At 64.7% G+C, this 26,141-nt stretch carries 24 protein-coding genes; 9 read left to right on the forward strand and 15 right to left on the reverse strand.

Translation table 11 applies throughout. The annotated features are described in order from the left end of the window. Positions 1-41 precede the first annotated feature (41 nt). The 6 genes from pstB to KXR83_RS08125 form a co-directional block, all read right to left on the reverse strand. Complete coding sequence (gene pstB / locus KXR83_RS08100; protein WP_023957280.1) at positions 42-818, reverse strand: phosphate ABC transporter ATP-binding protein PstB; 777 nt, start codon at positions 816-818, stop codon at positions 42-44. A 9-nt stretch (positions 819-827) separates the two neighbouring features. After that, positions 828-1,742 carry a phosphate ABC transporter permease PstA gene (gene pstA / locus KXR83_RS08105; RefSeq protein ID WP_062795351.1) on the reverse strand — a complete coding sequence of 305 codons (915 nt, stop codon included), beginning with the start codon at positions 1,740-1,742 and terminating at the stop codon, positions 828-830. Continuing rightward, positions 1,739-2,770, reverse strand: a complete 1,032-nt coding sequence (pstC, locus tag KXR83_RS08110) for a phosphate ABC transporter permease subunit PstC (protein WP_116917287.1) — start codon at positions 2,768-2,770, stop codon at positions 1,739-1,741. The genes pstA and pstC overlap by 4 nt, the downstream gene beginning before the upstream one ends. 33 nt (positions 2,771-2,803) lie before the next feature. Further along, positions 2,804-3,910: a phosphate ABC transporter substrate-binding protein PstS gene (gene pstS, locus KXR83_RS08115; protein ID WP_437424381.1), complete on the reverse strand. Its 1,107-nt coding sequence runs from the start codon at positions 3,908-3,910 to the stop codon at positions 2,804-2,806. A gap of 212 nt (positions 3,911-4,122) precedes the next feature. Continuing rightward, complete coding sequence (mshD, locus tag KXR83_RS08120; protein ID WP_437424382.1) at positions 4,123-4,989, reverse strand: mycothiol synthase; 867 nt, start codon at positions 4,987-4,989, stop codon at positions 4,123-4,125. Next, positions 4,979-5,764: a winged helix-turn-helix transcriptional regulator gene (locus KXR83_RS08125; RefSeq protein WP_023957288.1), complete on the reverse strand. Its 786-nt coding sequence runs from the start codon at positions 5,762-5,764 to the stop codon at positions 4,979-4,981. Before KXR83_RS08125 ends, mshD begins: the two co-directional genes overlap by 11 nt. A gap of 177 nt (positions 5,765-5,941) precedes the next feature. Here KXR83_RS08125 and KXR83_RS08130 point away from each other — a divergent pair, with 177 nt between their 5' ends. The 4 genes from KXR83_RS08130 (at position 5,942) to KXR83_RS08145 (ending at position 9,126) form a co-directional block, all read left to right on the forward strand. Further along, positions 5,942-6,778 (forward strand): LmeA family phospholipid-binding protein, encoded by an 837-nt coding sequence (locus KXR83_RS08130; RefSeq protein ID WP_437424383.1) that lies wholly within the window; start codon positions 5,942-5,944, stop codon positions 6,776-6,778. A gap of 281 nt (positions 6,779-7,059) precedes the next feature. Beyond that, a complete protein-coding gene (locus KXR83_RS08135) occupies positions 7,060-7,899 on the forward strand; it encodes a sulfurtransferase (protein ID WP_437424384.1) in 840 nt (279 codons plus the stop codon). Between the two features lie 2 nt (positions 7,900-7,901). Next, a complete protein-coding gene (locus tag KXR83_RS08140; RefSeq protein ID WP_437424385.1) occupies positions 7,902-8,207 on the forward strand; it encodes a DUF1416 domain-containing protein in 306 nt (101 codons plus the stop codon). Positions 8,208-8,511: 304 nt separating this feature from the next. Then, positions 8,512-9,126, forward strand: coding sequence for an FABP family protein (locus tag KXR83_RS08145; RefSeq protein ID WP_116917283.1), 615 nt, complete (start codon positions 8,512-8,514; stop codon positions 9,124-9,126). On the opposite strand, the gene KXR83_RS08150 is transcribed toward KXR83_RS08145, so the two are convergent. Next, a complete protein-coding gene (locus KXR83_RS08150; RefSeq protein WP_437424386.1) occupies positions 9,123-9,998 on the reverse strand; it encodes an NAD-dependent epimerase/dehydratase family protein in 876 nt (291 codons plus the stop codon). The two genes, KXR83_RS08145 and KXR83_RS08150, sit on opposite strands and share 4 nt — an antisense overlap. Positions 9,999-10,170: 172 nt before the next feature. Here KXR83_RS08150 and KXR83_RS08155 point away from each other — a divergent pair, with 172 nt between their 5' ends. Next, positions 10,171-10,488: a winged helix-turn-helix transcriptional regulator gene (locus tag KXR83_RS08155; protein WP_437424474.1), complete on the forward strand. Its 318-nt coding sequence runs from the start codon at positions 10,171-10,173 to the stop codon at positions 10,486-10,488. A 252-nt stretch (positions 10,489-10,740) separates the two neighbouring features. Here KXR83_RS08155 and cydC read toward each other — a convergent pair whose 3' ends face one another. The 5 genes from cydC to KXR83_RS08180 form a co-directional block, all read right to left on the reverse strand. Then, a complete protein-coding gene (cydC, locus tag KXR83_RS08160) occupies positions 10,741-12,444 on the reverse strand; it encodes a thiol reductant ABC exporter subunit CydC (RefSeq protein ID WP_437424387.1) in 1,704 nt (567 codons plus the stop codon). Then, positions 12,431-14,125 (reverse strand): thiol reductant ABC exporter subunit CydD, encoded by a 1,695-nt coding sequence (gene cydD / locus KXR83_RS08165; protein WP_437424388.1) that lies wholly within the window; start codon positions 14,123-14,125, stop codon positions 12,431-12,433. The genes cydC and cydD overlap by 14 nt, the downstream gene beginning before the upstream one ends. After that, the gene (gene cydB / locus KXR83_RS08170) at positions 14,122-15,183 is read right to left on the reverse strand and encodes a cytochrome d ubiquinol oxidase subunit II (RefSeq protein WP_437424389.1); all 1,062 of its coding nucleotides are present in this window, start codon (positions 15,181-15,183) and stop codon (positions 14,122-14,124) included. Before cydB ends, cydD begins: the two co-directional genes overlap by 4 nt. A 17-nt stretch (positions 15,184-15,200) precedes the next feature. Continuing rightward, complete coding sequence (locus tag KXR83_RS08175) at positions 15,201-16,718, reverse strand: cytochrome ubiquinol oxidase subunit I (RefSeq protein ID WP_437424390.1); 1,518 nt, start codon at positions 16,716-16,718, stop codon at positions 15,201-15,203. A gap of 128 nt (positions 16,719-16,846) precedes the next feature. Then, the gene (locus KXR83_RS08180; protein ID WP_437424391.1) at positions 16,847-17,758 is read right to left on the reverse strand and encodes an aminodeoxychorismate lyase; all 912 of its coding nucleotides are present in this window, start codon (positions 17,756-17,758) and stop codon (positions 16,847-16,849) included. A gap of 38 nt (positions 17,759-17,796) precedes the next feature. On the opposite strand from KXR83_RS08180, the gene ygfZ reads away from it, so the two are divergent. From ygfZ to KXR83_RS08195, 3 genes are all read left to right on the forward strand, one after another. After that, positions 17,797-18,921, forward strand: coding sequence for a CAF17-like 4Fe-4S cluster assembly/insertion protein YgfZ (gene ygfZ / locus KXR83_RS08185; RefSeq protein WP_437424392.1), 1,125 nt, complete (start codon positions 17,797-17,799; stop codon positions 18,919-18,921). Positions 18,922-19,029: 108 nt separating this feature from the next. Beyond that, positions 19,030-19,674 (forward strand): MOSC domain-containing protein, encoded by a 645-nt coding sequence (locus KXR83_RS08190; RefSeq protein ID WP_437424393.1) that lies wholly within the window; start codon positions 19,030-19,032, stop codon positions 19,672-19,674. Positions 19,675-19,810: 136 nt separating this feature from the next. Then, on the forward strand, positions 19,811-19,990 hold the full coding sequence (locus KXR83_RS08195) for a DUF3073 domain-containing protein (protein WP_081729715.1): 180 nt from the start codon (positions 19,811-19,813) through the stop codon (positions 19,988-19,990). Between the two features lie 157 nt (positions 19,991-20,147). Here the strand turns inward: KXR83_RS08195 and purM are convergent, their stop codons facing one another. The 3 genes from purM to KXR83_RS08210 all read right to left on the reverse strand — a co-directional run bounded on the left by purM (position 20,148) and on the right by KXR83_RS08210 (position 23,511). Then, positions 20,148-21,242: a phosphoribosylformylglycinamidine cyclo-ligase gene (purM, locus tag KXR83_RS08200; RefSeq protein WP_437424394.1), complete on the reverse strand. Its 1,095-nt coding sequence runs from the start codon at positions 21,240-21,242 to the stop codon at positions 20,148-20,150. A gap of 216 nt (positions 21,243-21,458) precedes the next feature. Continuing rightward, a complete protein-coding gene (gene purF / locus KXR83_RS08205) occupies positions 21,459-23,012 on the reverse strand; it encodes an amidophosphoribosyltransferase (RefSeq protein ID WP_437424395.1) in 1,554 nt (517 codons plus the stop codon). A 118-nt stretch (positions 23,013-23,130) separates the two neighbouring features. After that, entirely contained in the window at positions 23,131-23,511 is a 381-nt protein-coding gene (locus KXR83_RS08210; RefSeq protein ID WP_437424396.1) for a sterol carrier family protein, read from the reverse strand. A gap of 337 nt (positions 23,512-23,848) precedes the next feature. On the opposite strand from KXR83_RS08210, the gene helR reads away from it, so the two are divergent. Then, positions 23,849-26,056, forward strand: a complete 2,208-nt coding sequence (gene helR, locus KXR83_RS08215) for an RNA polymerase recycling motor ATPase HelR (RefSeq protein WP_437424397.1) — start codon at positions 23,849-23,851, stop codon at positions 26,054-26,056. Positions 26,057-26,141 lie beyond the last annotated feature (85 nt).

The following is a 26,141-nucleotide window of genomic DNA, read 5'->3' on the forward strand; positions in this document are numbered from 1 at the left end:
TGCGGAAACATGGGGCCGTTTTCTTGAGGTACCTGCGAGGATCAGCCGAAACGGCCGGAGATGTAGTCTTCCGTCGCCTTCTGCGTCGGGTTGGAGAACATCGTCTCGGTGTCGCTGAGCTCCACCAGCTGTCCGGGCTGGCCGACGGCCGCCAGGTTGAAGAACGCGGTCTGGTCGCTGACGCGTGCGGCCTGCTGCATGTTGTGCGTCACGATCACCACCGTGTAGTCCTTCTTGAGTTCGGTGATCAGGTCCTCGATGGCGAGCGTCGAGATGGGGTCGAGTGCCGAACACGGCTCGTCCATCAGGAGCACGTCAGGCGACACCGCAATCGCACGCGCGATGCACAGACGCTGCTGCTGACCACCGGAGAGGCCACCGCCGGGCTTGTTCAGCCGGTCCTTGACCTCTTCCCAGAGGTTCGCTCCGCGCAGGCTGCGCTCGGCGGTCTCGTCGAGCACCTTCTTGTCGCGCACACCCTGCAGTCGCAGACCGGCCACCACGTTGTCCTTGATCGACATCGTCGGGAACGGGTTGGGGCGCTGGAACACCATGCCGATCGTGGAGCGGACCGACACCGGGTCGATGCCCTTGCCGTAGATGTCGTCGCCGTCGAGCAGGACCTTGCCCTCGACACGAGCACCGGGGGTCACCTCGTGCATGCGGTTGAGCGTGCGAAGCACGGTGGACTTACCGCAGCCGGAAGGGCCGATGAACGCCGTGACGCAGCGGGGCGGCACTTCCAGGCTCACGTCCTTGACGGCGTGAAAGGCGCTGTAGTAGATGTTCAGATCTTTGAGGTCGAGTCTTTTTGCCATTGCCTTATCTCATTTCGTCTTCGGCGCGAGCAGTTTAGAAGCCAGCGCCGCGAGTGCATTCGCCAGCGCGATCACGATGACCAGGGTCAGCGCTGCACCCCAGACGCGGTATTCCCCGGCGGGATTGGGGTTTGCCAACTGGTTGTAGATGAACAACGGCAGCGAGGTCATGTTGTTCTGGAACGGGTCGTAGTTCACCGAAGCGGTGTAACCCACCAGGATCAGCACCGGAGCGGTCTCACCCATGATTCGTGCGGTGGCGAGGAAGACTCCGGAGATGATTCCCGACATCGCCGTCGGGACAACAATTTTCACGATGGTCTTGGACTTGCTGATACCCAGTGCGTAGGAGGCCTCACGCAACTCGTCGGGGACGAGCTTGAGCATCTCCTCGGTGGATCGAACAACCACCGGGAGCATCAGCAGCACAAGTGCAAGGCTGACCGCGAAGCCGCTCTGCGGCAGACCGAACGTGGTCACCCACACGGTGAAGATGAACAGTGCCGCGACGATCGACGGGACGCCGGCGAGGATGTCCACCATGAACGAGGTGGGCTTGACCAGCTTGCTGTTCGGGTACTCCACCAACATGATCGCGGCCATGATGCCGATCGGGACGGCGATCACCGCGGCGATCAACGCCGTGAGGATCGTGCCCAGGATCGCGTGTCCGACACCGCCGGAGAAGCTCGTCGGCCCGATCAGGAACTGGTCGCCCGACCACCACTCCGGCTTGATGATCGCTTCGAAACCCTTGCTGATGACGGTGAAGAGCACCATCACCAGGGGAATCATCGCGATCAGGAAGCACAGGGTGAAAACGATTGTGGCCGACTGGTTCTTGAGGCGCCGAGCGGGCGAGACCGGCTTGTACAGATTGCCGGCCTTGACCGGGCTGCTGCCATCGATGGTTGAGGTGCTCATCCGTTTACCTTTCCGCCGGAGAGAACCCGGGCGATGGCATTGACCACGAAGGTCAGCAAGAACAGCACCAAACCTGCGGCGATGTACGCGCCGGTCGGCAGGGGCTGGTTGAACTCGCCTGCGCCAGAGGCGATCTTCGAGGCGAATGTGTATCCACCATCGAAGAGGCTGAATCCGGACGTCGATGTCGCGGCCCGCAGGATGATGAGGACGGCAACCGTCTCACCGAGTGCGCGACCGAGCGCGAGCATCGACGCCGCGATCATTCCACTACGTGCGTAGGGGAATGAGGTCATCCGCAGCATCTCCCACTTCGTCGCGCCCAGTGCCAGGGCCGCTTCCTTGTGCAGGACAGGTGTCTGCTGCAGCACCTCACGCGAGATCGACGTGATGATCGGAAGGATCATGATCGCCAGCACGATTCCCGCGGTGAAGATCGTTCCACTCGAGACGTTGCCGTCGGCGAAGAGGAAGAACCATCCGAGGTTGCTGTTCAGGAAGTCGGCGACCGGCTGGAGCTTGGGTCCGAGAACCGCCATGCCCCACAGGCCGAAGATGATCGACGGCACTGCGGCAAGCAGGTCGACGACGGCGCCGAGCGGTCGGGACAACCGCGCCGGTGAATACGACACAAGGAATGTCGCGATACCGATTGCGATGGGCACCGCCAACGCCAGCGCGAACACCGAGCTCAGAACCGTGACCTTGAGCAGGTCGAGGATTCCGAACCGGAGGTTCAAGGCGTTGGTGGTGTCCCACACCGAACTCGTCAAGAAGTTGACGTTGTCCACTCTCAATGAGGGGATGGCCTCGAAGAGTAGGTTCAGTGCGATCAACAGGATCACCAGGCAAACGAAGCCACCGGCTGTGAGAGCCAGCACCTTGAACGCCTGATCGTAGAACCGACTCCGATTTTGTCGGGAGTTCGATTTCAGATCCGATTGACTGTCCGAAGGCTCGGGAGCTGATGCGCTTGGGCTCACCGCGCCTACTTTGTCAGATTGCCCGACCGCGTCATGCACCGTCATCGCTTTCCTGCCCTAACTTATGGAAGAGATCAGTCACTGAATGGAATCGATGGCTGTGTTCAGTTGCGTGCTGAAGCCCTCGGGGATCGGGATGTATCCCTCGGCCTCGAGTGAGCTCTGCACATCGGTGCTCGCAGCGACCTTGAGCAACGACTTCACGGCCTGACCGGTGGCATCGTCCGAGTAGTTGCTGCAGACGATCTCGTAGGTGGCCAGCACGATCGGGTAGGCACCTGCAACGGACGGCTTGTAGAAGCTCGAGGTGTCGAGGACCAGGTTGTTCGAGCCCGGGTTCTTCAGCGTTGCACCGTCGATGGTCTTGCCCACGGTCTCGACCGAGAGCGGCACGGCCTCAGGACCGGCCGAGGTGATGATGTTGGCGATGCTCAGGCCCTGGTTGGTGGCGTAGGACCACTCGTTGTAGGTGATCGATCCGGGCGAGCTCTTGATGGCTGCCGAGGTGCCCTCGTTGCCCTTCGCGCCCTCACCGACACCGCCGGCGAACGACTTGCCGGCGCCCTGGGTCCAGGTGCCGTCCGATGCGGCTTCCAGGTACTTCTGGAAGTTATCGGTGGTGCCGGACTCGTCAGAGCGGAAGATCACGATGATGTCCTGGTCGGGCAGGGACACGCCGGAGTTCTCGGCGGCGATGGCCGGATCGTTCCACTTCTTGATGGTGCCGTTGAAGATCTTGCCGAGGGTGGGGCCCGACAGGTTGACGGCGTCGACGCCGTCGAGGTTGTAGGTGACGGCGATGGGGCCGAAGACCAGGGGAAGGTTCCATGCCTCGGACCCGCAGGTGGTCGCCGCGGCGGTGGCTTCGTCTTCCTTCAGCGGCGAGTCGCTGCCACCGAAGTTGGTGAGGCCGCCGGTGAACTCTTTGACGCCGGCGCCGGAGCCGTTGGAGTTGTAGTCGACGGTCTTGCCCTCGCACGTGGTGGCGTAGGAGTTGGCGAACAGGGTCATGGCGTTGGCCTGTGCACTCGATCCACTGGCCTTCAGATTCGCCTGGCCTTCACATGTGACGCCTTCGACCTTTTTGGCCGTTTCGGAGTCTGACGCGGAGTTTCCACACGCCGAGATCAGCAGCGTTGAGGCAGCAAACACGCCCAGGATTGCTCCACTGTTTTTCAAGTTCACCTGAAGAAGTCCTTCGATTCGTGCATCGGCAGTCTGCTCGACACAGGTCGCAATGATTCACAGGCAGCCACGACGCCGTAGCGCATCGCGTCCTGCTGCGGTTTGGAAGCTACAGAGCGAGAGTGAAGCGATACCCCTGGAGAGGTGAACGAGAGGTGAACAGCCATGGTGACGAATCGGACATTGCCCCGGGATGACGGCCGGGGCGGCACTCAGCCGTATGCGACGTCGATCGCGTATTGGGTGAATCCCAGTTTGGCGTAGGTGTTGAGCGCAGCCTTGTTGTCGCCCTCGACGTAGAGTTCGACCTCCGCGAGGCCACGCTGCTGGAGATGGTGCAGGCCGGCGAGGGTGAGCAATCGTCCCAGACCTCGTCCCTGGGCGATGGCGTCGACACCGACGATGTACACCTCTCCCAGTGCGGGGGTGTCACCCTCGGCAGGGTGCACCTTTGTCCAGTGGAAGCCGAGCAAGGTATGGGGATCGGACGCGTCGAACACGAGGAACAACCCAGCGGGGTCGAACCAGTCGGAGCCCGTGCGCGCGATGATCTCGTCGTCGCTCCAACCGCCCTGCTCCGGGTGCCACTCGAAGGCCACGTTGTTGACCCGCAAGATCTCCGCGTCGTCCGACGGCCCCGCGTACGTTCGCAGAACCAGATCGTCGGGCACGGTGAGCGACGGGAGCTCGGCCCCGGCCAGAGGCCGTCGCAACTGCAGCAGCTCGCGCCGGGCAGTGAGTCCCAGTGACGCCGCCAGAGCCTGCGCGGCGGGCAGATTTCCATGCGCCCACACGCGACGGTTGTCGGGCACGTGCTCGAGAGTTGTTGCCAGCAGCTGTTTCCCGTGACCGCGTCGGCGGTGTTCGGGGTGCACCGCCAGCTCGATCATGGCCGGTTCGCCCTCTCGGGCAGGGGTGACGTTGGCATAGCCGACAACGGTGTCGCCGGATGAGACGGTGAACTCCTGGACGCCTTCGCGGCCGATGACGGCCACCGCCTGCTCGCCCAACGGCGCGACACCGTCAGCGCGGGCGGCGGCAGTCAGGAGGTCGCGAACGGGCTCGACGTCAGCCACCATTGGCGCTCGAACTCAGTTCCGGGTCCGGGAACTCCACCTCGTCCGATCCACCCAGATCGTCCAGATCTCCGTTGTCGGTGGAGGTCTCGCCGCCACCGCGACCGCCCCGGCTGGGACGCACGGCCTTGTAGCCGACGTTCCGGACGGTACCGATCAACGACTCGTACTCGCTGCCGAGTTTGGCGCGGAGACGCCGGACGTGCACGTCGACCGTGCGGGTGCCGCCGAAGAAGTCGTATCCCCACACCTCTTGGAGCAGTTGAGCCCGGGTGAAGACGCGACCGGCATTCTGAGCGAGATACTTCAGGAGCTCGAACTCCTTGTAGGTCAGGTCGAGCGGGCGCCCACGTAGCCGTGCCGTGTAGGTGCCCTCGTCGATGACCAGGTCACCGAGGGTGACCTTTCCACTGGCTTCCTCGGCGGTGACGCCTCGGGTGCGCACGACCAGAAGACGCAGGCGCGCATCGAGTTCGGCCGGACCGGTGTCGGGTAGCAGGAAGTCGTCGAGGCCCCATTCGGAGTTGACGGCCACCAAGCCGCCCTCGGTCAGCACCGCGACCACAGGGACCGATGAACCCGTACTCCCCAGCAGTCGGCACAGGCCGCGCGCGGCGGCCAGGTCAGAACGCGCATCAACGATGGCTACATCTGCGTTTCCGGCTTCCATCAATGAGGACACCTCGGTGGGCGCCACTCGAACGGTATGAGCCAGCAGTGACAACGACGGCAATACAGACTCAGGGGTGGGATCGGCTGTCAGTAACAAGAGATCCACAAACCACTCCGATCTCGATTATTCGTATATGTACGCTGTCTTACCAACGTGTGCGAGATAGATGACAGAATAGCGTCAAATCGGTCGTTACCCGTTAACAAGTCCCCAGCGGGAGTCTCCACCGGCGGTCGCCGGCCGCGTCGCCGGATGGACTGAGTCCATTACAGAGGGGAATCGTTGCGCAAGCTGGCAGTCGGTGTGCTCATCGCCCTCATGGTCGCCACGATCGCCGATTTCGCATCCGCGGCCTACGCAGAGTACCGCTATTCCACCGCGCTGCGGGAGGCATCCGACCTGGAGTTCGATCCCGAGATCACCATCTCCGGCTTTCCCTTCGTCGACCAGGCCACCGGCGACACGTACGACCAGATCGGCATCACCGCCCGGGGCGCTGACCTGGGCGATGGGCGTCGGGGCGACCTGCGGTCGAAGCTGTCCGACGTGCGCCGAGCAGACGGCGAATGGGCGATTGGACAGAACACGGAACTGACTGCAGACAAGGCCACCGCGTCCCTGAAGATCGACTCGGTCAACCTCGGCCGGTTCCTCGGCATCGTCGACCTCACCGTCACCACGCCGGCTCCCGAAGACAAGGCGGGCGGTGGTGGTCCGGGCGACGGGATCCTCTCGACCAGCAACGGCGTCATCCTGACCGGGACGGTCAATGTGAGCGAGCCGGGTAATTCCGGTCACAGTTCCGCACAACGCCGCGAAAAGGTGAGCGTCGCGGTTGATCTGTCCGTACGCGGCGGCGCCCTTCGCATCGATGCCCGCAGCCTCTACTCCGGTCCCGCCGAGCATGTGGAGTCCGACGTTCCGTCCGGGGCCGAGCCGATGGTGCTCGCCCAGTTCACCAAGACGCTGCCGGTCCTGCCGCTTCCGTGGTCGAGGCCGGCGGTGAAGGCGGCCTCACAGGGCAGCGATGTGGTGCTCGAGGCCGAGCCCGCGCCGTTGGTCGCAACCGCCCAGGACTTCTGGCAAGGGCCATCTCGGAGTGGTCGCGCGCTGCGGTAGGCTGTCGGCCATGCAACTGGGCTGTGAGTTGATGCTCACCCGCCGTCGGGCGATCGACTTCTGTCGTATCGCCAACTGTTGCTGTCTGAGCCGGTAACCGGCGGGCCGTTCCGAGATCTTCCGCGTCCCGCACGTCCGGCGTGCCCCTGGTTCGCGTTCTTCGCTCCAGCGATTCATCACGCTCCCAGCACCACCCCCAAGATTTATCCTCCCGAGCACCACCACAGTTGTATCTACTGCGGATCGCTTCTCGATGCCGCATCCACCACGAAAGGAAAACCATGGCTCGCTCCGACGTCCTGGTCAGCGCCGACTGGGCTGAGCAGAACCTGAAAGCAGACAAGACCGTCTTCATCGAGGTCGACGAGGACACCACCGCCTACGAAGGCGGACACATCGAAGGCGCCATCCGCCTCGACTGGCGCAAAGATCTGCAGGACGGCGTTCGCCGCGACTTCCTGAACCAGGAGCAGTTCTCGGAGTTGTTGTCGGCCAAGGGCGTCTCCAACGACGACACCGTTGTTCTCTACGGCGGCAACAACAACTGGTTCGCTGCCTACGCCTACTGGTACTTCAAGCTCTACGGCCACAAGGACGTCAAGCTCATCGACGGCGGCCGCAAGAAGTGGGAACTCGACGGCCGTCCGCTGTCGACGGATGAGGTGTCGCTGCCTGCCACGACGTACAAGGCCGAGGCCCCCAACAACAACATCCGCGCGTTCCGCGACGAGGTCATCAACGCCATCGGCAGCAAGAACCTGGTCGACGTGCGTAGCCCAGATGAGTTCTCGGGCAAGATCCTTGCACCGGCTCACCTCCCGCAGGAGCAGGCTCAGCAGAAGGGCCACATCCCGGGCGCCATCAACATCCCGTGGAGCACCACCGCCAACGAGGACGGCACCTTCAAGTCGGACGAAGACCTGGCACAGCTGTACGCCGACAAGGGATTCGACGAGAGCAAAGAGACCATCGCCTACTGCCGCATCGGCGAGCGTTCGAGCCACACCTGGTTCGTGCTCGATCAGATCCTCGGCAAGACCAACGTCAAGAACTACGACGGCAGCTGGGTCGAGTACGGCTCACTTGTCGGCGCCCCGATCGAACTGGGAGAGAGCAAGTAATCATGTGTGCTGCGCCTAAACAGGGACAGAAGATGCCCGCCGGTGTTGATACCGAGAAGGAGACCGTGCTGACCGGTCAGGTCGTCGACACCGACGGCAACCCCGTTGCCGGCGCGTTCGTCCGCCTCCTCGACCACACCGGCGAGTTCACCGCAGAGGTGGTCGCCAGCGGCACCGGTGACTTCCGGTTCTTCGCCGCTCCCGGCACGTGGTCGTTGCGTGCGCTGTCGTCCATCGGCAACGGTGATGCCACCGTGAGCCCGGAGGGCCCCGGCGTGCACGAGCAGAACGTGACCGTCAGCAAGTAGAAGGTCGGATCTGACGAGCCCGGCCCGCCTCTCGAGGCGGGCCGGGCTTCTTTCTTGACTGCCGTGTGCCTCCGTGCACACAACTCGCGTGACCGGGGCCGGGTGTGACCGTACTGACCGATCTGTGTGCACTCACGCACGCGGCCACGCGGCCGCACTGAGGGAATCCCCACACGCACCCGCCCATCATCGGGAGTTAGAATGCTCTGGTGGTCATATTCTTCGAAGCGTTGCTGGTGCTGGCAACCATCCTGATTTCCTGGTTTGGCCTGTATGTCCTCTACCGGCTGGTCACTGACGAATCGTGACCCGTTCGGGCGACGAAGCGATCAACCAGGCGGCGATCCGCGCGCAGGAAACCGCGGCGCGTAACGTCCCGTCGCTGCCCGATCTGCCGCTGCCGGACGACACGGCCAACCTGCGTCAGGGCCCTGACCTGCATCCCGGGCTGCTGGCACTCCTACCGATGGTCGGTGTGTGGCGCGGCGAAGGGGAAGGCTACGACCCCGAGAACGGTGACCACCACTTCGGCCAGCAGGTCATCATCAGCCACGACGGAGGCAACTACCTCGTCTGGCAATCCCGCACCTGGGTCATCGACGCGGACGCCAACTACGTCGGCCCCGGTGAGCGTGAGGCCGGGTTCTGGCGAATCGGCGAAGACGATGTCATCGAACTCCTTCTCACCCATGCCGAGGGCTGGGTGGAACTGTTCTACGGCAAGCCGCTCAATCAGACGTCGTGGGAATTGGCCACCGACGTCGTGATCAAAGCTGCATCGGGCCCTCGTGCCGGAGGCGCCAAACGTCTGTACGGCCTCGTCGAGGACGGCGACCTCGCCTATGTCGAGGAACGGGTCGACGCGGACGGCGACCTCGTTCCCCGCGCATCGGCCAAATTGCGCCGCTACGCCGGCTAGATGCCGACGTTCGCCGCCCGATAGCCGTTCGCCAGCTCCTCGGACAGCGGCGCACGCTGCGGGCGCCAGCCGAGATCGCTCGCGCGCAAGCCCGAGCCCACCCGCTGATCAAGCAACAGGGCATCGGCGAAATCCCCGCCGAGCCGCGCCCTGGTCTCGTCGACCGTTGCTGCGACAAGTCGAGCATGTGGGTGCGCCGCAGCAGCCAGGTCACCGACTGCGGCCGTGTGACTCACACCGATCACTCGCCCACCCGGATTTGTCTGCAACGCAAGCACATAGAGCGCGGCAAGGTCGCGCACGTGCACCAGACCCCAGTGTTGCGTGCCATCACCGATCAGGCTCAGACCGTCTGTTCCGGCGACGGCCGGCGCATCGACGAGTAGGTTGGCGATGCCACCGCCCTCACCATGGACGACGCCGGGGGCAATGACCGTTGCGGCGACGGACGAGTCGAGAAGGCGGTCTTCTCGCTCCACCCGCCAGGCCACGATCGCCGGCGGATCCAACGGCGAATCCTCGGTGATGTCGAGGTGCGAGCCCCACAGCCAGATACCGCTGGTGTGGACATACGGTTTCGCCGTTCCCGAGAACTCCTCGATCACCGCGTCGACGACAGCGGAGTCGACGTCGGCACTGGTCGCATCTCCCGGGCTCGCCGCGTGAACGGCTCCGTCCGCCTGGGCCAGCACACGGCGCAAAGCTCCCCTGTCCGTCAGGTCCATCACGACGGGCTCGGCACCTTTGGCCCGTGCGGTGTCAGCGGCGGCCTCCGAGCGCACCACCGCAGTCACCGTCGTGCCACCCTCGATGAGCGCGTCGAGGACAGCGCCTCCGATATAGCCGGTCGCTCCGGTCAAGGCGATTTTCATGGTCGTCCCTTCATCAGTTATTGACTGTGAGCAGGACGGTATCTGCTGGAAACTGATGACTTCAACGTGCTTTACTTACCCCGTGGAAAGCATCCAGCATGAGGACGACAAGACCGCATGCACATCAACCCCGCCCGATGTACTCAAGCCCAACTGCCCGAGCCGGACCGTCGTGGAACGGCTCGGTGACCGGTGGACTCTGCTCGTGCTGATGGGACTGCGGCCGGGGCCGGTTCGCTTCACGGTTCTGCGGGACATGATCGGAGTGGTGACACCCAAGGTGCTCACCCAGACGCTCCGCGCCCTCGAGCGTGACGGCCTCCTGACCCGCACCGTTTATGCGGAGATCCCGCCGCGGGTGGAGTACCAGCTGACCGACCTCGGACTGTCTCTGATGGGCCCCGTCGACGCGATCCGCGAGTGGTCCGAGACCAACTGCCATCGGATCATCGAGGCGCGCTCGGCCGCCGATTCGAAGCAAACAGCCTGACCCCCCGACAAGGAACGCCGAAGAAATGGGTAGACCCCCGCACCACCCGCTTCTCAGCGGGCTCTCTCGGCCTGGACAAGGCCGAGGTGCGGGGGTCCGGTGACCATTGTGGATTCAGCTGACGACCGCTGGGACGCAACAGATGTGCGATCCCGATCGGGCCAATCCACCGAAACGGCCGTTAGCTGATGGTCACCTCACGTGTCCAAGAATTCAACTTCAGACCACCTCCTTCCTCGTGTACGGACGAAGTTACCCCCGGTTCGAAAGGTCGGCAACCGCTTTTTCTCGTAGCGAATTCGCTCCCAGATCGATGACCCTGTCGGCGCGATGAGAAGCCGGTAGTCGGTGCGAGACAACAACCACCGCGCGTTCACGGTCGACGAGCCCGCCACCGACATCGAGGAGTCCGGCCTGCACTCTGTCCGCATCGGCACGGTCGAGATTTTCGCCGGGTTCGTCGATGAGCAGCACCGGCGAGGGGTTGATCAGGGCGCGCGCCACGAGCAGCCGTCTCCGCTGCCCTCCGCTGATGGCGTCCGCACCCCCTTCGAGGACCGTGTCGAGTCCATCCGGTAATCCACCGACCCAGGTGTCGAGGCCGACGGATGCCAATGCCGACATCAGCACCTCGTCGGTCGCGTCACCACGTGAGACGAGCAGGTTCTCGCGAACACTGGTGGTGAACACGTGACCGTCCTCCGCGAAATATCTTGGGTCCGAACCACTCTCACTCGAAACGGTGACGGTCCCCGATACAGGTTCCAACAACCCGGCCAACGTCAGCAGGAGCGTGGACTTCCCACAGCCACTCGGACCCACAAGGGCGATCCTGGATCCCGGTTCCACGTCCAGGTCCAGGCCGGCAGACCCGCCGAACACCACCCCGCCGGGCCACCCCCATCGCAAGCCACGGACCGTCAGGTGCCCGGCCGGCAGCGCAGTCGACCGGTTCGGGCGCGCGTTTTGGTAGTCGTGCGCGCGGTCGACGAGGGTCATGATCCGCCGGGCCGCAAGGCGGCTGCGCGACAGCGTCATCGCAGCGTCGGTCATGGTGCTGGTGGAGTCGAAAGCACTCAGGGGCAGGAGGATCAGAACGCCCAGCGTCATCGGGGACACCGAATCAGCCATGCCGATGCCGATCAGCCCCGCCACTATCACCGAGATCCCGACGGCAAGTGGTGTGGCAGCCGCCGCCCATGCGCCCTGCCGGGCTCCACGGTCGGTGGCGCTGAGGGCATCGGCCTCGGCAGATGCCAAGTCGGTCAACACCTCTGCGCGACGACGTGTCACGGCCAGCTCGGGTCCGTGATCAAGCAGATTCATCATCGCCTCAGCGCTGCGCGCCTGCGCCACGGCGGCATCCACTGCGGCACGGCGTGCACCGCGTGCGGCACCCCACGGCGCAACTGCGCCGCTGATCAGCAGACAGATCGCCAAGGCAACCGCCGACCACAACGAGACACACGCCATGATCACGACCGCGGCACCGGACACCACCATCGACACCCCGATGGGTATGAGGGCCCGAATCAAGGCGTTGCCCACCTCGTCGACATCGGCACCCGTGCGCGACAACAACTCTCCGCGGCGCAATCCCACCGAATAACCAGACGGTCCACCCGCGAGGGCGACATACAGTCGGCGGCGTGCCGTAGACATCGCATCGAGCGCCACATCGTGTGTGGCCAGGCGCTCGAGGTAGCGGAACAGCCCGCGCGAGATGCCAAGTGCTCGCACAGCTGTCACGGCAAGCGACAGATATAGAACCGGCGGCATCTGCCAGGCGCGGGTGATCAGCCATGCCGACAGCGCGGCAAGCGCCAGTGCGCTACCGGCACCGAGTATTCCCAGCAGCAGCGACTTCGCCACCAATTGTCTCCGCAGGCCGAGTAGACCCATCGCACGCCACAGTGGATCCTCGCGTACCGCCGGCCACTTCTCAACGAGGGACATGGACACGCGCTCCGATCTCGACCACGTCGTCGGCTGCCGCGAGCAACGCCGGACGGTGAGCGACAACAACAACGGTGTCACCGGCGCGGGCGCGGGCCTGCAGCACCCGGCACACCTCGGTCTCGGCCATCGCATCGAGGTGCGTGGTCGGTTCATCGAGCAGCAGCAGCGGCGCGGGCGACGCCAGCACACGGGCAAGCGCCAGGCGTTGCCGCTGCCCCGCCGAAAGCCCCACTCCCCCATGCCCGAGCTCGGTGTCCCACCCCTGCGGCAAGCCGGCAACCACTTCATCAAAACCGCTTGCTCGGCACGCCGACTCGCGATCCGCATCTGCGACCGGCCCACCGAGGAGAAAGTTGTCCCTCACGGTGCCCGGTACCAGCACCGGGTGCTGGGGTAGCCAAGAGACCTGCTCCCACAACGCTTCCCGGTCGAAATCGCCCACCGGCACGTCGCCGATCAGGATCGAGCCGGCATTCAGGTCTTGCAGACCCAGGATCGCCGAGAACACGGTCGACTTACCTGTCCCGTTGGGCCCGATGACCACGGTCAGGCGTCCCGGCCGGATGGTCGCCGTCACATCGTCCGGGGCCCAGCCGTCGCGGCCCTCGACGCCGACGCCGGACAAGGTGATGGCGGCTCCGGCGACCGGTACCGACCGACCGACTGTTGTCGGCGCGGCAGATTCCGCCTCGATGATGTCGAATATCTCCTCAGCGCTGGCCGTCCCGGCCTCGGAGTTGTGGAACTGAGCCCCGGCGGCCCGTAGCGGCAGGTAGATCTCCGGTGCGAGCACCAGGGCCAGGACACCCCCGTACAGCCCCATGTCACCGAAGACCAGGCGCAGTCCGATGCTCACGGCGACCAATGCCACGCACAGGGTGGCGAGGAACTCCAGCACCGCACCCGACAGGAAGGCGACCCGGAGCGCCTTCATGGTGCTGCGCCGATGGGCCTGCCCCAACTCACCGATGCGACCCGCAGGCTCCAGCTCGCGCCCCAGTGCACGCAGTGTGGGTATCCCCGCGATGAGGTCGAGCAATTGGGACGAGAGGCGACTCATCGCCGCCAGACGGTCAGCCGTGCGATCGCGGGTCATCACCCCGATGAGGATCATGAAGATCGGTATCAGCGGCAGAGTGATGACGACGATGATCGCCGACGTCATGTCGGCCATCGCCAACACCACGATCAGCACTGGGATCACCACCACCGAAAGGACAAGGGCGGGGACGTATCCGGTCAGGTACGGCCCGAGCGCCTCGATACCACGGGTGAGGATGGTGGCAAGACGCTCCCGACGGGTGAGCAGATCACGCGGTGCGGTGCGGGCTGGGTCTGACACCACGGCCAGGGCCGCCTGGCGCAACTCGGCGATCACCTGGGCGCCCGCGCGATGGGCGTAGCGGTCGTGGAGGTAGGTCGCGGCCACCCGCACCACTACCGACGCCGCCAGCCAGATCAGATGTGACGCTTGCGCATCGAGGCTGCGCAGCCCCGGAGAGACGATCAGTTCCGACAAGATCGAGGCCACCATCGCCGCGGTGACGATGACGGTCGCCACCGACACCACGGCCATGAGCACCGTGATCACCAGGTACCGGCGTGAGGTCCGTGAGTATCTCCACAGGCGCGGATCGATCGGCGGTCTAGTCCTTCGCCGTCGCCCCGACGCGGTCATCTCGGTGCCTCGGCGGCTTTTCGTTCGCGTAGTGCCAATCCGATGGACGGGGGGATCTGTGATGTCGAGATGCGCTGCCGGAACACCCAATACGTCCAGCCCTGATAGGCGAGCACCACGGGGGTGATGAACGCTGCCGCCCACGTGATCACCACCAATGTGTGATGACTCGATGCACTCCCCTCGACGGTCATGTGGAAAGCGGGGTCGGTCGTGGACGGGATGACGTTGGGGAACATCGACCCGAGGATCAGGACCACCACACCGAAGATGGCGAAGCACGTGGCGACGAATGCCCACCCTTCCCTTCGCATCCAGGCCAGCGCCGTGGCGGCGACAACGGCCACCGCGGCAACCGCCAGTGCCACCCACGTCCACCCCTTGCCGTAGGCCAGCTGGGTCCACACACCCCACACCGCGGCGACGATGGTGGTCGGAACGGCGAGCCAGGCTGCGGTCCTCATGGATTCACGCTGCATGTCGCCACCGGTCTTGAGTGCCAGGAACACCGCGCCGTGGGTGATGAACAACAGTGCGGTGGCAGCGCCGCCGAGCAGTGCGTACGGCGACAGAAGGTCGAGGATGTTGCCGGTGAACTGCTCCTCACCGTCGATGGGAAGTCCGCGCACCAGATTGGCGAACGCGACGCCCCACAGAACAGCCGGCAGCCACGAGCCGAGCCCGATACCGACGTCGGCCCACCGACGCCACCGCGGGTCGTCGATCTTCCCACGCCACTCGATGGAGACGACCCGGGTGATCAGACCGACGAGGATGAGCAGCAACGGGAGATAAAAGGTACTGAACATTGTTGCGTACCAGGCAGGAAAGGCCGCGAACAAGGCGCCACCGCCTGTGATCAACCACACCTCGTTGCCGTCCCACACCGGGCCGATGGTGTTGAGCATGACCCGTCGCCTGGTGTCCCCGGACACCCCGTCCTTCGCCCGGCCCAGAAAGGGCATGAGCATCCCGACCCCGAAGTCGAAACCCTCGAGCACGAAGTAGCCGAGGAACAGCACTCCGACGAGTGCGAACCAGAACTCAGCAAGGCTCATCACGTCACCTCGGCCTTTCAGTAAGCGAACGAGAGTTGTTTGACGTCATCGGCGTCGTCGTCCTCGCGACCACTGCCGTCGTCGTCGGTGCCCGACCCACCGACCGGGGGCCCGGAATCGGACGGTTGTGGACCTTCGCGGGTGTACTTGCGCAACAACGTGAACCAGATCAGGCCGAGCACTCCGTAGAGGAGCGTGAAGATGATCAGCGACGTGAGGACGAGGTAGCCCGAGTGTCGGCTGACGCCCTCTTGCACGGTGAGGTGCACCTGCGACAGACCCGTCGGATTGGGCGCCACCATCCAGGGTTGACGCCCCATCTCGGTGAAGATCCAGCCAGAACTGTTGGCCAAGAACGGGGTTGGGATCATCCAGATGGCAAATGTCCCGAAGCGCTTCGAGTCGGGGATACGACCACCGCGCGTGAACCAGAGTGCGAGAAGAGCCAGCGCTGCCGAGCCCAGTGCCCATCCGATCATGGCACGGAACGCCCAGTACGTGACAAAGAGATTCGGCTTGTAATTGCCGGGACCGAAGTTCGCCTCGTGCTGCGCCTGCAGGTCTTCGACACCCTGCAGGGTGGAGTTGAAGTCGTAGTCGGCCAGGAACGACAACGCCTTGGGCACCTCGATCAGATGCGTGACGGACTCACAGTTGTTCTGGGTGCCGATGGCGAGGATGGAAAAGCTTGCACCGCTTTCGGTCTCGCACAGCGACTCGGCCGACGCCATCTTCATCGGTTGCTGTTCGAACATGAGCTTGGCCTGCACGTCACCGGTGATGGCGAGGGCCACGCCGCTGACGATCATCACCCACAGGGCAAGGCGGGTCACCGGACGGTACAGCGTCCGCGCATCGGCTTCCAGCCGGTCCGCCTCGGCACCTTCGGACCGCTTGCCCTGCCGCATGTTTCGCACCATCCACCAGCAGCCGATCCCCGCGACGAAGGTGCCGGCGGTGAGGAACGCGCCGGCGATGGTGTGCGGGAAAGCCGCCAACGTGGTGCTGTTGGTCATCACGTCCCACAGGCTCTTGAGCTCTGGACGTTGCTTCTCCTCGTTCCACTGCGCCCCGACGGGGTGCTGCATCCAGGAGTTCGCAGCGACGATGAACCACGCGGACGCGTTGACGCCGATGGCAACCATCCAGATCGTCAGCAGATGGATCTTCTTGGGCAGGCGATCCCAGCCGAAGATCCAGAGACCCAAGAAGGTCGACTCCATGAAGAAGGCGACGAGGCCTTCGAGCGCCAGCGGACCGCCGAACACGTCCCCGACAAACCTGCTGTACTCGCTCCAGTTCATCCCGAATTGGAATTCCTGGACGATGCCGGTGGCGACGCCGAGAGCGAAGTTGATCAGCAGCAACTTCCCGAAGAACTTGGTGGCGCGATACCACTGCTCACGGCCGGTGACGACCCACACCGTCTGCATCACCGCAACCATCGGAGCGAGTCCGATCGTCAGCGGTACCAGGATGAAGTGGTAGACGGTGGTGATCCCGAACTGCCACCGCGAGACGTCAAGAGCGTCCATTTTTGCCTCATTCGCCGAGTCGCTACTACGAGAGGTAGTAGATGCAGCGTACGCCCGGGCGCAGATGGCGAACAAGCAAAATGGGTGTGGCGCCGGGCACCTTCACCGATGCCGAACGGCGGGTCGAATCAGTCGATTGCGCGGTCCACCAGAGCCGAAAAGTCATGTGGGCGAGCAGGATTCGTCATCGAGTAACCGTTGAGCTCGGTGACGCGGGTGGCCAACGTGATGCTGGACACCAACCACACCGATTCGGCACAGATGAGGTCTGCCGGACGCAGGGCGTGAACCTCGGTTTCCCAGCCGTCCTTTTCGGCCTGGGCGAACAGGGCCTGCTGGGTGGTGCCACTGAGGATGCCGATCTCGGGCGGCGGTGTGATCAACCGTTTTCCTTCGACCACGATGACCGTCGACCGCGGGCTCTCGAGCACGTAGCCCTCGCTGCTGGTGTAGATGACGTCGTCGGCGCCTTGCTCGGCGGCGTACCGCAGCGCAGCCATGTTGGTGGCATAGCTGAGCGTTTTGGCACCGAGCAGCTGCCACGGGGCCACCGCGGCGAGATCGACCGAGTATCCGCGGGGAGCGGTGATGACCTTCACACCGTTCTCGCGGACCTTGGCGGCGCGTTCGGCAACGGGTCCGACGGTCAGATATTCGGTGGCCGCGTTCGCCTCACGGGTGAGCCCGGTCTCGTCGCGGTCTCGCGGAGGCGCGGCATCGACGGGCGCCGACTCCCGTCCGCGTGAGTAGACCAGCCGCATGAGCCCCTCAGCGTTGCCGTTGGCCTCGGCCCAGACCCTGGCACCCGTCTCGATCGCCTCGGCCCACTTCTCCTCGTCGGGAGCAGGCAGATCAAGCGCCTTGGCGCTCCGCGAGAGCCGCTGGAGATGCAGGTCGACCACGCGCGCCCGCCCGTCGCGGACGAGCAGGGTTTCGAAAATGCCGTCTCCTCGGACCGCAGCAAGGTCGTCCGCATGCAGGATCGGCACGTCAGGGTCGAGTACCGCGCCGTCGACAGTCACCAAGATCGGTTGAGCCATGACGGCAAGAGTAGCGAGCACGCTCGTACGATGATGACGTGACTGTTTTGTTGGATTCATTACGCGCCTCAGGCGCAGTCGGTGGCCCGGAAAATTCCCCAGACGAAGCAGTGGCGTGGCACTTCGGTGACCCCTTCGGTGAACAACGTGCCGCGACCACCTCTGCGGTGATGATCGACCGTTCGCACCGCGGCGTCATCGCCCTCACCGGCGACGAGCGGCTCAGTTGGCTCAACACCATCTCCAGTCAGTTCGTCACCGACCTCGCGGACGGACGCAGCGCGGAGAACCTCAGCCTCGACGGGAACGGCCGGATCGAGGATCACTTCAGCCAGACCGACCTCGCCGGCACCACGTGGATCGACACCGAGGCGCACCGCGGCGACCCGTTGGCCGCGTTCCTGACAAAGATGATCTTCTGGGCGAAGGTCGAGGTCGCCAGGCGTCCGGACATGGCCGTGCTGAGCCTGCTGGGGCCGCAAACCCGTGGAGGTGCCGTCGCACAGTTGCTCGGCGTCCCCGCGACGGCATCGGTCTACGACGCCGGGCCGTTGGCCGACGGCGGGTTCTGGCGGGTGATGCCGACTCTCGGTGAACACGCCTCCGTCGAGGCCATCGACCTGGTCATTCCGGCCGACCAGCTGATCACGTGGTGGTCGAGCCTGACCGCGGTCGGCGTGCGCCCCGCAGGTTCGTGGGCTTACGAAGCTCTGCGGGTCGCCGCTCTGCGACCCCGACTGGGCATCGACACCGATGAGCGCGCGATCCCTCATGAGGTGAACTGGATCGGGTCGCCGAATGAGATGGGTGCGGTGCACCTGAACAAGGGGTGTTACCGCGGTCAGGAGACCGTCGCTCGGGTGCACAATCTCGGCAAACCTCCTCGGCAACTGCTCCTGCTCCACCTCGACGGCAGTGCTGACAGCCGTCCCGTCACCGGTGATCCCGTCACCGCGGGTGGACGTGCAGTCGGTCGGATCGGCACCGTTGTCGAGCACTTCGAGTACGGACCGATCGCGCTCGCGCTGGTCAAGCGGGGTGTACCTGCCGACACAGCACTCGAGACCGGCGGCACCACCGCGGCCATCGATCCGACTTCGGTACCGGCTGATGACCGGGTGCAGGCCGGACGGGCGGCGATCGAAAAGTTGAGGGGCAGATGATCACCGTGAGCACCTGCCTGGTCGGCCGGCACAGCGAGAAGTTGAGGGGCAGATGATCACCGTGAACACCTGCTTGGTCGGCCGGCACAGCGAGAAGTTGAGGGGCAGGTGAGCTTGGCCGAGGGCACGGTGCTGGCCGTGTGCGCGGTGCACGAGGAGCATCGCCTGGCGGGTGGTGTCGGGATCAGCGCCATCGACAAGCGGGCGATCGACGGTCCGGTGGATGTGAACGAGAACGGCCTCGACATCGACCACGTCTGCGACGTCAAACACCACGGCGGAGTGGATCAGGCTGTTTACGCCTACAGCGAAGACGAGGCCCAGCGATGGGCAACGGAGCTGGATCGCGAGCTGCCGTACGGATGGTTCGGCGAGAACCTCAGGATCGCAGGCGTCCCTACCACCGATGCAGTGATCGGCGAGCGCTGGAAGGTCGGTGACACTCTCGAACTGGAGGTCACGATTGCGCGCACCCCATGTCGCACCTTCGCCGACTGGGCGCAGGAGGAGAACTGGATCAAACGCTTCAATGCCCAGGCCGACGTGGGCTGTTATCTCCGCGTGGTGCAGCCGGGTGCCGTGACAGCGGGTGATGCGGTCAGGGTCGTTTCCCGGCCGGATCACGGGGTTCTGGTCCGGCATCTGATCACCGGTCCCGACCGTGATGCCTTGGTGGAACTGCTGGCCGCCGACAGTCTTCCGCCGAAGGTCGTCCGGGACGCAGAGCGGTGGCTTCGCAAGAAGAGCAGGTAAATTCAGCGGGCCCCCGCCGAGCCGGTCCGCATCACGCTTGCGAGCACGCTAGACTGTGTTTCACGACCATATTTGTAAACACAGAATGGGGCCGCCACGTGTTTGGCCGCCCCTTCATTGCGCGAGGGGGTCCCCTATGGGCCGCGGCCGGGCGAAGGCGAAGCAAACTAAAGTTGCTCGTGAACTTAAGTACAGCTCACCGAACACCGACTTCGACAGCTTGCAGCGAGAGCTGTCGGGTGGCGATTCCGCTGAACCGAACGATGGGTTCACGGACGATCGGTGGTCCGATGAGGAGAGTTGGCGGCGAGCCTGACAGGCGAGCCGGGGGTTCGGGCCATCTGGTTCGAACCACCACTCTTGATAACCCCCTGAAGCGACTCCCGGTCAGGGCGGCTCACTCGGCATATCCGTGATCGGGTCGCATTCCTGATCGGGCACATCCCCGATCAGGCCGCAGCTCCCTTACGCGTCTAGAACCGCGGGTGCTCGCCCATCAGCTCGGCAACCCCGGTCTTCTTCTTGTGATCCCCCGGGCTGCTTGTGTGCGACTTCTTGATCGATCCCAGCACCCAGCAATCCAGATGGCGAGCGGTCAGGACGGCCAAAGCGCGGTCGGTGTCTTCAGGCGCCACCACAGCGACCATCCCGACGCCCATGTTGAAGGTGCGTTCCATCTCGATACGTTCCACGCGTCCGCGCTGGGCGATCATCTGGAAGATGGGTGCCGGCGACCAGGTGCCACGGTCGAGTTCGGCGACCAGGCCGCTGGGGATGACGCGGGCCAGGTTGTCGGCCAGTCCGCCCCCGGTGACATGAGAGAACGTGCGGACGTCGGTCTCCGCTGCCAGGGCAAGGCAGTCCTTGGCGTAGATACGGGTGGGCTCCAACAACTCTTCGCCGAGGGTGCGCTCGAACTCTTCGACGTGTCCGCCGAGGTCCATGTGGCCCCATTCGAGGAGGACCTTCCGCGCCAGCGAGTATCCATTCGAGTGCAGGCCGCTGCTGCCCATCGCAATCACGACGTCGCCCGGCCGCACGCGGTCTGGCGAGAGCACTGCGTCGGCCTCGACGATGCCCACGCCGGTGGCAGACAAGTCGTAGTCACCTTCTGCCATCAAACCCGGGTGCTCGGCCGTCTCGCCGCCGAGCAGCGCGCACCCGGCTTCGACGCAACCATCGGCGATTCCCTTGACCAACTCTGCGACGACCTCGGGCACAACCTTGCCGACGGCGATGTAGTCCTGGAGGAACAGCGGTTCGGCACCGCAGACGACTAGGTCGTCGACCACCATCGCCACGAGATCGCGCCCGAGGGTGTCGTGCTTGCCCATGGCCTGCGCCACGGCGATCTTTGTTCCCACACCGTCGGTGGACGACGCGAGAACCGGCTCGCGGTAGCCACCCTTGAGCTTGAACAGGCCGGCAAAGCCTCCGAGTCCACCCATGACCTCGGGACGCAGCGTGCGCTTTGCATGCGGGGCGAACAGCTCCACTGCTCGCTCACCGGCATCGATGTCCACTCCCGCCGCAGCATATGAGGCGTTGCTGGGCTCGTTGTCGGTCATCGGCGTGTGGTTCCCGTTCTCGAAGTCCGGCAGCCGGGGCTGCCGTGGTGGCGAATAATCCGGTCTCACGCTACCCGAGGTGCACCCGATGAGTTCTGGCGACGTGCATTGCCTACATCGGCGGACAACCGCACACTGCGCAAGGCGGACACCCGATGGGGTACCGAGTCATCCCCACGCCAGGGATGACTCGCGACCGGGAACGGTGACTGTGGCCTAGGGCCGGCGAATCGCACTCACATTGTCGTTGTCGGCGAGCACGTCGGAGCCCGTGGCGGCATTCTTGAGCATCGTCTCGAGAACCGCCTTGCCCATGGAGGTCTCCTTGGGCAGCTCGATCGGGTACTCACCGGTGAAGCATGCGGCGCACAGGTTGTCGGCGGGCTGCTCGGTGGCGGCGATCATCTCGTCGGTACTGATGTAGCCGAGGGAGTCTGCCCCGATGGCGTGCCGGACGCCTTCCACGAGATGCTCTTCGGAGTCCGTGCCGTTGGCGATCAGTTCGGCGGGCGATGCGAAGTCGATGCCGTAGAAGCACGGCCAGCGCACGGGGCTCGATGCGATACGCACGTGCACCTCGGCTGCACCTGCCTCGCGGAGCATCCGGATCAACGCGCGCTGCGTGTTCCCGCGGACGATCGAATCGTCCACGACCACAAGTCGTTTCCCGCGGATGACCTCTTTGAGAGGGTTGAGTTTGAGCCGGATGCCCAGCTGACGAATGGTCTGCGACGGCTGGATGAAGGTACGCCCCACGTAGGCGTTCTTCATCAGTCCCTGGCCGTAAGGAATGCCCGATTCCTGGGCGTATCCAACCGCGGCAGGTGTGCCCGATTCGGGTACGGGGATGACGAGGTCGCCTTCGGCCGGGAACTCGCGTGCCAGCCGGCGGCCGATCTCCACCCGGGTGGTGTGCACCGAGCGTCCGTTGATGACGCTGTCGGGCCGTGCGAGGTAGACGTATTCGAAGACGCAGCCCTTGGGCGTGGCCTCGGCGAAGCGGGAGCTGCGGACGCCGTCGGCGTCGATGGCGAGCAGTTCGCCCGGCTCGATCTCACGGACGTAGGACGCGCCGACGATGTCGAGGGCTGCGGTCTCGGACGCCACGACCCATCCGCGGTCGAGACGGCCGAGGCACAGTGGCCGGACACCGTGAGGATCACGCGCCGCGTACAGCGTGTGCTCGTCCATGAAGGTCAGGCAGAACGCACCTCGAAGCGTGGGAAGCAACTCCATCGCGGCCTGCTCGATGGTCGAGTCCGCCGCGCCGTGGGCCAACAGCGCCCCGACGACGTCCGAATCCGAGGTGGCGCCGCCCGCGCGGCGCGAATCCATAAGACCGAAGTCGCGAGCCTTGCTGGCCAGGTGGGAGGTGTTGACGAGGTTTCCGTTGTGACCGAGCGCCACGCCAGTGCCTGCGGCGGTGGTACGGAAGATGGGCTGGGAGTTCTCCCAGGTGGTGGAGCCGGTGGTGCTGTAGCGACAGTGGCCGATGGCCACGTGGCCCTGCATGGCACCGAGGGTCTGCTCGTCGAACACCTGCGAGACGAGCCCCAGGTCTTTGAACACCAAGACCTGCGAACCGTCGGCCACGGCGATGCCCGCGGCCTCCTGGCCTCTGTGTTGCAGGGCATAGAGGCCGTAATAGGTGAGTTTTGCGACATCCTCACCGGGTGCCCAGACACCGAACACGCCACATTCTTCGCGTGGCTCGTTCTCAGGCTCGTCGGCGTCTAACAGGTTCTTGCTGTTGATCGACAGCTCGGTCACTGGCACTCCCATGAGGTGGGCTGGTGGAGGGCGTGGGCTCAAGTCTACGGGCAGCCGAAACGCGTTAGCGAATCGCCGGAGTGTGTGTCTGTCACAACTGTCTCACCAGCACCGGAATCTAGACGAGCGGTAGCCAGTGATCGATCTCCCTGGCGCGACTCCCCGATGCGGTGACCATCCCCGAGTCGATTGCGTCGACGAGTTCGAGCTGTCCCGTCACCAACAACAGCCAAGTGCGCGAATTTGTTTCCACCACATTCGGCGGCGTGCCCCGGGTGTGCCGAGGTCCCTCGATGCACTGCACCGCGACGAACGGGGGAACCCGCACCTCGACCGACGAACCAGGTGCGACCTGAGCGAGGGTGCGGGCAGAGGTTCGCACGGCATCGGCCAGTTCGGCTCGTGTCGGCTCGGCGGCGGCTGGATCGGTCAGCCACGGTTCGACGAGCGCCACCGCGGCACGCATGGCTGCCGGGTCGACCGGCTTACGAGAAGGCACACCCAATCGTGGCACGCCCACCGATGCACCGATGGGCGCGTTCTTGTCGGGGTCGGCGTTGCGGGCAGCTCGCGGCCTTGCGAGTGATCTGGCTGAGGAGAGTGGACTTCTCTGCGAGACGCCGGCGCGACGGTTCCAGAGCCGAGTTTTCGGCGTGAAGGTTCTGGGGCGAGATGAGAGGGCACGTGTCCTTGCCCCTTCTAATTTATAGCGCACCCAGGGGCTTGCGGCAAGACCCGGTTGAGGGCGCAAACTCACTGTCCACGGCCAACATTCGGCCCTTCCGTGCGGTGGCAGCAAGCCGTCGCGATGCGGAGCCGTCAGAGGAGATGAGCGCTTGAACCCGTTGTCCACCAGTGTTTTCGACCTGCCCCACCACCTGGCCCGCAAAGCCGACCCCGTACTGATCGCGCACGATGAGCACCATTTCACCCAGGTCGCGAGGAGTTTGGAAGAGTCGTTATCGAACCTGCGGGATCGCATCGACGCTGAACGGAAGGCGCCGGGAGGTGAGGGCCGGGCGGCCATGGACCGGGACATGGAGGTCCACCGGCTCACTGCGCGTCTGCGCACACTGCGGCGGTTCGGCGTCGACCTGTGTCTCGGCCACATGGTCGGCGCGGACGGTTCAGACCCGGTGTATGTCGGGCGCCTGGGACTGACGGACAGCTCTGGGCGGCAATTGATGGTGGACTGGCGCTCCCCCGTCGCCGAGCCGTTTTTCGGTGCCACTCATGCCGATCCGATGGGCCTGACCCGGCGCCGTCGCTACCGATGGTCCGGCGAGAAGATCACCGACTACTGGGACGAGGTCTTCACCATGGAAGGTCAGGTGGTCGCGGACTCGGAACGGAGCGCCGCGCTCGATGACCAGTCGGCGTTCATCGCAAGTCTGGGACAGAACCGATCGGCCAAGATGCGCGACGTCCTGGGCACGATCGCGGCTGATCAAGACGCCATCATCCGCGGCGGATCGCGCGGCGCACTCGTCGTCGACGGTGGGCCGGGCACCGGCAAAACCGTTGTGGCACTGCACCGAACCGCCTATCTCCTCTACTCCGACCCTCGCCTGGGTCATCAACGGGGCGGCGTGCTGTTCGTCGGGCCACACGAGCCCTACCTGGCTTACGTCGCCGATGTCCTGCCCAGTCTCGGAGAAGAAGGAGTGCGGACATGCACCGTGAGAGACCTTGTGCCGGAGGGCGCCAAGGCGAAGGTCGAAGCCGACCCCGCGGTGGCGCGGCTCAAGGCATCGGCCGACCTGGTGAAAGCCGTCGAGGTGGCCGTCCGATTCTATGAGAAACCGCCGACGAAGGGCATGACCGTCGAGACCGACTGGACCGAGATCTGGCTGAGCGCCGAGGACTGGGCGGCGGCTTTTCGGTCACCGGACCGCGGCACACCCCACAACGAAGCACGCGAGGCGATCCTGGAGGAACTGATCGAGATCCTGGTCGACAGGTACCGGGGTGACGTCGGAACCGATCAGGTTCGAAAGTCATTGCAGCAGAACGAGGATCTGCGCGCCGCGCTGAATCGGGCCTGGCCGATGGTGGACGCCGCCGACCTCGTCGGGGATCTGTGGTCCGTGCCCGCCTACCTCCGCATGTGCGCGCCCTGGCTCGACTCCGAGGAAGTCGCCGCACTGCAACGTCCTGATCCACGGGCATGGACTGTCTCCGACCTGCCTCTTCTCGACGCCGCCCGACACCAGCTGGGCGACCCGGAGGCGGCCTCACGCATCCGCCGCCGACGTGCAGCCCTGCGGGCCGAACACGAACGCAGATCCGGGGTGGTGGACGACCTCATCGCATCGGACGACTCCGAACTGCGCGTGATGTCGATGTTGCGCGGCCACGACCTGAGCCGGGCTCTGGTCGACGACACCGACCGGCAGGACGACTCGAGCGATCCCCACGCGGGCCCATTTGCCCACATCGTTGTCGACGAAGCCCAGGAGTTGACCGACGCCGAATGGCAGATGTTGTTGCTGCGGTGCCCTTCTCGCAGTTTCACCATCGTCGGCGACCGCGCGCAGGCACGGCACGGCTTCACGGTGACCGACCCTGGATCGTCTGAGGTTCGCATGGAGTCCTGGCGGGAAAGACTCGAACGCGTCGGGCTCGACCGCATCGATGTCGCGACACTCGGTATCAACTACCGCACACCCGAGGAGGTCATGACCGAGGCCGAACCCGTCATCCGGGCTGTCGTGCCCGATGCCAACGTGCCGATGTCGGTCCGTAGCAGCGGCTTCCCGGTGGAACACCGATCCATCGCCGACCTCGGCCGCATCATCAACCTTTGGCTGACGGAGAACCCCGACGGCACGGTCTGTGTCATCGATGACGACGAAGTGGACACAAGCAGATTCGGGGACCCCGCACGCGTCCGATGGTTGACGCCGCAGCTGTCGAAGGGACTCGAGTTCGACCTGGTCATCTTGATCGACCCGGAGTCGTTCGGTGTCGGTGTCGAGGGCGCGGTGGATCGCTACGTCGCGATGACCCGGGCGACGCAGCGACTCGTGGTGCTCACCGGCTAGGGACGGCACGACAGCCAGAACCGGGCCGCCGCGTCGAGGCGATATCCTGCGGACAGCCCAGAACCCGAGAAGGAGCGTCACCACC

The sequence above is a fragment of the Williamsia muralis genome (genome assembly GCF_051487485.1).
GTDB classification, from domain to species: domain Bacteria; phylum Actinomycetota; class Actinomycetes; order Mycobacteriales; family Mycobacteriaceae; genus Williamsia; species Williamsia muralis_B.

Excerpts from the sequence above, each read along its gene's own strand:
- pstB (WP_023957280.1), bottom strand. The coding sequence starts at position 818 with ATGGCAAAAAGACTCGACCTCAAAGATCTGAACATCTACTACAGCGCC.
- pstA (WP_062795351.1), bottom strand. The coding sequence starts at position 1,742 with ATGAGCACCTCAACCATCGATGGCAGCAGCCCGGTCAAGGCCGGCAAT.
- pstC (WP_116917287.1), bottom strand. The coding sequence starts at position 2,770 with ATGACGGTGCATGACGCGGTCGGGCAATCTGACAAAGTAGGCGCGGTG.
- mshD (WP_437424382.1), bottom strand. The coding sequence starts at position 4,989 with ATGGTGGCTGACGTCGAGCCCGTTCGCGACCTCCTGACTGCCGCCGCC.
- KXR83_RS08135 (WP_437424384.1), top strand. The coding sequence starts at position 7,060 with ATGGCTCGCTCCGACGTCCTGGTCAGCGCCGACTGGGCTGAGCAGAAC.
- KXR83_RS08140 (WP_437424385.1), top strand. The coding sequence starts at position 7,902 with ATGTGTGCTGCGCCTAAACAGGGACAGAAGATGCCCGCCGGTGTTGAT.
- KXR83_RS08150 (WP_437424386.1), bottom strand. The coding sequence starts at position 9,998 with ATGAAAATCGCCTTGACCGGAGCGACCGGCTATATCGGAGGCGCTGTC.
- cydC (WP_437424387.1), bottom strand. The coding sequence starts at position 12,444 with ATGTCCCTCGTTGAGAAGTGGCCGGCGGTACGCGAGGATCCACTGTGG.
- cydD (WP_437424388.1), bottom strand. The coding sequence starts at position 14,125 with ATGACCGCGTCGGGGCGACGGCGAAGGACTAGACCGCCGATCGATCCG.
- cydB (WP_437424389.1), bottom strand. The coding sequence starts at position 15,183 with ATGAGCCTTGCTGAGTTCTGGTTCGCACTCGTCGGAGTGCTGTTCCTC.
- KXR83_RS08175 (WP_437424390.1), bottom strand. The coding sequence starts at position 16,718 with ATGGACGCTCTTGACGTCTCGCGGTGGCAGTTCGGGATCACCACCGTC.
- KXR83_RS08180 (WP_437424391.1), bottom strand. The coding sequence starts at position 17,758 with ATGGCTCAACCGATCTTGGTGACTGTCGACGGCGCGGTACTCGACCCT.
- KXR83_RS08195 (WP_081729715.1), top strand. The coding sequence starts at position 19,811 with ATGGGCCGCGGCCGGGCGAAGGCGAAGCAAACTAAAGTTGCTCGTGAA.
- purM (WP_437424394.1), bottom strand. The coding sequence starts at position 21,242 with ATGACCGACAACGAGCCCAGCAACGCCTCATATGCTGCGGCGGGAGTG.